The organism is uncultured Tenacibaculum sp., assembly GCF_947494125.1.
Taxonomy (GTDB): Bacteria; Bacteroidota; Bacteroidia; order Flavobacteriales; family Flavobacteriaceae; genus Polaribacter.
Window position 1 is genome coordinate 1 of sequence record NZ_CANLTU010000067.1, and the last position, 213, is coordinate 213.

1 protein-coding gene is annotated in these 213 nt (G+C 38.0%); it reads left to right on the top strand.

Annotated features, from left to right (window positions below):
- Positions 1 to 213 (top strand): hypothetical protein (locus Q0881_RS17835; protein WP_299163347.1); only part of this gene is annotated, 213 nt, incomplete at both ends.

A 213-nucleotide genomic window follows, 5' to 3' on the forward strand; every position in this document is an offset into this window, starting at 1 on the left:
CCTATAAATACTAGGGTTTCTCAAACTGTTGCAACAGGCAGCAACAAAAGTGCAACAACTCTGTTGCAGTTTGCAACAAAACTGTTGCAAAAAGAATTTAAGAAGGAAGCTATTCAATCCCCTATAAATACTAGGGTTTCTCAAACTGTTGCAACAGGCAGCAACAAAAGTGCAACAACTCTGTTGCAGTTTGCAACAAAACTGTTGCAAAAA